3 protein-coding genes and 1 pseudogene are annotated in these 4667 nt (G+C 73.3%); 1 reads left to right on the top strand and 3 read right to left on the bottom strand.

Features of this window, described 5'->3' with window-relative positions; genetic code table 11:
• The 3 genes and pseudogenes from GTW40_RS12380 to GTW40_RS12370 all read right to left on the bottom strand — a co-directional run.
• Positions 1 to 234: pseudogene (locus tag GTW40_RS12380) on the bottom strand (hypothetical protein); the annotation flags it as partial.
• Entirely contained in the window at positions 231 to 1898 is a 1668-nt protein-coding gene (locus tag GTW40_RS12375) for a M48 family metallopeptidase (RefSeq protein ID WP_161180222.1), read from the bottom strand. The gene GTW40_RS12375 and the pseudogene GTW40_RS12380, both read right to left, overlap by 4 nt.
• A gap of 153 nt (positions 1899 to 2051) precedes the next feature.
• Entirely contained in the window at positions 2052 to 3167 is a 1116-nt protein-coding gene (locus GTW40_RS12370) for a hypothetical protein (protein WP_161180221.1), read from the bottom strand.
• A gap of 153 nt (positions 3168 to 3320) precedes the next feature.
• Between GTW40_RS12370 and GTW40_RS12365 the strand changes: the two genes are divergently transcribed.
• Positions 3321 to 4478 (top strand): cystathionine gamma-synthase, encoded by a 1158-nt coding sequence (locus GTW40_RS12365; protein ID WP_161180220.1) that lies wholly within the window; start codon positions 3321 to 3323, stop codon positions 4476 to 4478.
• Positions 4479 to 4667 lie beyond the last annotated feature (189 nt).

The raw sequence follows: 4667 nt of genomic DNA, 5'->3' as shown, positions 1-4667 counted from the left end.
GGCGGGCAGCGGGGCGGCGAGTTCGGTGTTCTGCCGCTCCAGGGGCAGCAGCCCGAGCCGCTCGGCCACCGCTGCCGCCTCGGCGGCCTCGGCGGCGATGCCCGAGGACTCCTCCGCGGACTCGTATTCGGCCTTCGCGGAGAAGAACTCCTTCAGGAACACCCAGGCCAGCCACGCGACGAAGAGGACGAAGGGGGTGGCCAGGGCGGCCAGTATCCAGAGCAGGACGGTCATGGGGAGACGGGTCCGTTCACGTTCGAAGAGCCGGTGGTCAGGGGTGTCGCCGCCCGCTCCAGCAGCGCGCGCAGCGGCGCCGTGTCCGGGCGGTCCGCGACCGCGGCCGACAGCGCCGCGTCCAGCACGGCGGCCGGGTCGGCGTCCGCGTCCGCCGTCAGCGAGGGCAGCCGTACGGCAGCGGGGCGCGACCAGGAGAACTCCCACCGCAGCAGCGACCGCGCGCTGAGCTCGGCCAGCACCATCGTCCGCAGCGACCGCGTCAGCGCGGGCCGGGCGAACTCACGGAACGCCCGCCCCTTCGCCGCCGACGCCTGCTCGGACAGCGGCAGCCGCTCGGCCACCTGCCACAGCCGCCCGTCGTCCATGACCCCGAGCAGCGCCTCCAGCGTCGGCGGCTGCCCGGTGTAGTCACCGAGCGACTGCTCCAACGGCGTCCGCCCCGACGACAGCCCCTTGGCCATCGCCGCCTCCAGCAGCGCGGTCCAGTCCGCCGCGCGCGGCAGCGCCAGCGCCGACTCCTCCAGGGCCGCGTCCTCCAGCAGGGCCAGCGTGTGCGCCGGGTCGGTCAGCAGGGCCAGCGCCGGGCCGCCCGCGTCCGCCGTTCGGCCGTCGGCGGACAGCGCCTCCAGTCGGCGTACGCGCTCGGCGATGGGCGGGTGGGAGTCGTACGGCGACACCTCCTCGGTCGGCAACTCGGAGCGCATGGCGGCGAGTTGCTCTTCGCGAGCGGCGAGAAGGCGGCCGAAGCCGCGGAAGAACTCGCCGCGCGGCGGCATCGAACCGGCCGACAGACCGATGGTGGCGTAGCAGTCGAGATAGAACTCGAAGCGGTCGCTGAGGACCGCCAGCTCACGCAGCGCCGAGGCGGTCGCGTCGCGCCCGGCGAGGCGGGCGGCCGTACGGTCCGCCGCGTACTCCTGAGCGCGCGCCGTGGACAGCGAGGCGCGCAGATAGAGCTTGCCGTACTGCGTGTAGAGCCAGGCCATCGCGCGGTACGTCGCACCGGCACGCGCGGTGTCGACCGCGTGGGGCTTCTTGCCCTTGGCGATCCGCTTGGCCGCGGCCTCCTCCTGGCGGGCGCGCTCCTCGGTCACCTTGTCGTGCGCGCTCTCGTGGAACCGCTCGATGACCCGGCCGATCTGCACCCGGCCGCGCACCACGAGCGCCGACAGCCGGGTGTCGCCGCCGGTGAAGTGGCCGTACTCGTGGCCGAGCACCGCCCGCAGCTGCGCCTCGCTCAGCCCGGTCAGCAGCGGGACACCGAGGGTCAGCCTGCGCGGTCCCGGGAGCAGACCGAGCAGGCGCGGCTCCTCGCGCACCGAGGCGTTGACGTCGGGGGTGAGCAGGACGCGGTCGGGGGCCCGGGTGCCCGCCTCGGCGGCCAGCTCGCGCACCAGCGCCCACAGCCGGGGCTCGTCGGCCACGGTGACCTCGACGCCGGGCGGGTCCTCGCTCTTGGGCATGCGCAGCATGAACAGGCCGCGTACGACGGGGACGGCGAGGACGATCGAGAGGCCGACGAGCTTGAACGCGGCGTAGCCGTGCACATGCTCCAGCAGGGCGATGTCCAGGCCGGCCAGCGCCGCGAGCACGAGGAGGCTCAGCAGATAGAAGCCGAGGAGCAGGACAAGAGCGCGCAGCGCGCGCAGGGTTGCGAGCATCGGGCTGGGATCCCCCCACAGGACCGGCAAAGCGAACGCAAAGGCCGAGGCAAGCGGAGTATGCCTTACCGCAGGTCAGCGCGGCAATCTTGATTCCGGGCCAGGTCAGCCCCGGTTGACCCGAGGTTCAGCCCCGGTTGACCCGGGGTGGCGTCAGCCCGGCAGGTTCGCCGGGCTTCCCCCGTTGGCCTCGTACCCCGCGACCGCCACCGCGCGGTACAGCGCGAACTCCGCCGCCGGGTCGGCCGACAGGGTCCACGGCAGCGCTCCGACATGGCCGTCCACGTGCACCAGCTGGTCCATGGCCTCCGCCCAGCGCTCGGCGCGCACCAGGAAGAAGGTCAGCAGATGCCGGACGTGCGCCCGCACCGGATCGTCCGCGCGGGCGGAGGACACGGCGTGCAGCGCGCCGTGCATCGCCTTGGTGACGACCTCGCTCTGGTAGAAACCCGCGACCAGGTTGACCTCGGGCAGATGCTCGAAGACCGCGAAGAGCGGCAGCGCGGACAGCAGCGAGCCCTGGGGCGCGCGGGCCGCGGCGGCCTCCGCGAAGTCGTACGCCGCCTCGCGCGAGCCGTGCCACTTCTCGCACCAGTGGTGCAGCGCGGCCAGATGCGCGCCCATGTGATGCGGGGCGCGGTCCAGGATCTTCAGCCAGAGCTGGTCGAACTCCTCGCGCGCGTAGCCGAGGCCGCGCGCTACGGACAGCTCGACGATGTACGGCACCGGGTCGCCGGGGGCGAGCAGCGCCGCCTGGGCGCAGGCGTCCCGGGCCTCCTCCATGATGATGCGGAAGTCGTCCGTGCCCGGCACCGACGTGCGCCACGCCTGCTGCACCAGGAACTCCGCGTGCACCGCCGCGCCGCCCGCGTCCTTCGGCTGCTCGGTCCGCCACACTCTGAGCCACTGGCCGCCCGGCGTCTCGTGCACCCCGCCGGGGCGTTGCTGCAGCTCCAGCGCGGCCGCGCCCGCGAACGCCTGCACCCGCTGCCAGCGCGTCTCGCTCCCGGCCTCGGTGCCCGCCAGCAACTGGGCCGCCGCGCGGTAGTCACCCGTGCGCTGCACCAGGTCCAGGACCTCCAGCAGGTCCTCGTCGGGGCCCGGCATCCGCACGTCCAGCTCCTCCTGGCGCACGAAGCCGTAGCGCGCCGGGTCGGCGGCGTCCGGGTGCCCGGGGTGCACCTGCTCGAGCCCGCGCCTGCGCCGCCGGAACGGGAGCAGCACGAAGCACAGCATGAGCAGCGCCATCAGCAGCCAGAGAATCGCCATGCCACAAGCGAACCAGACGAGCCCGACACTTGGCCAACCCCCTCGGCCCGCCTGTGGAAAACCCCCGTACGCGACCCGCCGAAAACTTCCCGCAACAGGGCACGGCCCCTCGCGTCCGGCATCACCCCCGCGAGCGCATTACGCTCGGTACACATGAGCGACAGGCACATCAGCGAGCACTTCGAGACTCTGGCGATCCACGCGGGCAACACCGCCGATCCCCTCACCGGCGCGGTCGTCCCGCCCATCTACCAGGTCTCGACCTACAAGCAGGACGGCGTCGGCGGGCTGCGCGGCGGTTACGAGTACAGCCGCAGCGCCAACCCGACCAGGACGGCACTGGAGGAGAACCTCGCCGCACTGGAGGGCGGCCGGCGCGCCTTCGCGTTCGCCTCCGGTCTCGCGGCCGAGGACACGCTGCTGCGCACGCTGCTCGCCCCCGGCGACCACGTGGTCATCCCGAACGACGCCTACGGCGGCACCTTCCGGCTGTTCGCCAAGGTCGCCACCCGCTGGGGCGTGGAGTGGTCCGTCGCCGACACCAGCGACCCGGCCGCCGTGCGCGCCGCGATGACCCCGAAGACCAAGGCCGTCTGGGTGGAGACCCCCTCCAACCCGCTGCTCGGCATCACCGACATCGCCGCCGTCGCCCAGGTCGCGCACGCCGCCGGGGCCAAGCTGGTCGTCGACAACACCTTCGCCACGCCGTACCTCCAGCAGCCGCTGTCGCTGGGCGCGGACGTCGTCGTGCACTCGCTGACCAAGTACATGGGCGGTCACTCGGACGTGGTCGGCGGTGCGCTGATCGTCGCCGACGAGGGCCTGGGCGAGGAGATCGGCTTCCACCAGAACGCGATGGGCGCCGTCGCCGGTCCCTTCGACTCCTGGCTGGTGCTGCGCGGCACCAAGACCCTCGCCGTGCGCATGGACCGCCACAGCGAGAACGCCACGAAGATCGCCGACATGCTCTCCCGGCACCCGCGCGTGACCAGCGTGCTCTACCCGGGCCTGCCCGAGCACCCCGGCCACGAGGTCGCCGCCAAGCAGATGCGCGCGTTCGGCGGCATGATCTCCTTCCGCGTCGAGGGCGGCGAGGAGGCGGCGGTCGAGGTCTGCAACCGCACCAAGATCTTCACCCTCGGCGAGTCCCTCGGCGGTGTCGAGTCGCTGATCGAGCACCCGGGCCGGATGACCCACGCCTCGGCCGCCGGTTCTGCCCTGGAGGTCCCGGCCGACCTGGTGCGCCTGTCCGTCGGCATCGAGAACGCCGACGACCTGCTGGAGGACCTGAAGCAGGCCCTCGGCAAGTAAGGCCCTCGGCAAGTAGGCGGGGCCCGACCAGGGCACCCCGGCTCACCAGCCGCGCACGGGTGGAGTCGTCCGCGACGGCGGCTCCACCCACGGCTGTGTCCGCGCCGCCCACACCACGAACGCCACCGCCGCCGCGCACAGCAGCAGCCCCAGCGCCCGGCGCGCCAGCCGCCCGCGCCGCAGCGCCCG

It is taken from the genome of Streptomyces sp. SID4985 (genome assembly GCF_009863025.1).
GTDB lineage: Bacteria > Actinomycetota > Actinomycetes > Streptomycetales > Streptomycetaceae > Streptomyces.
Note: the sequence above shows the minus strand (reverse complement) of the source record. Positions and strands in the feature narration are given on the sequence as shown.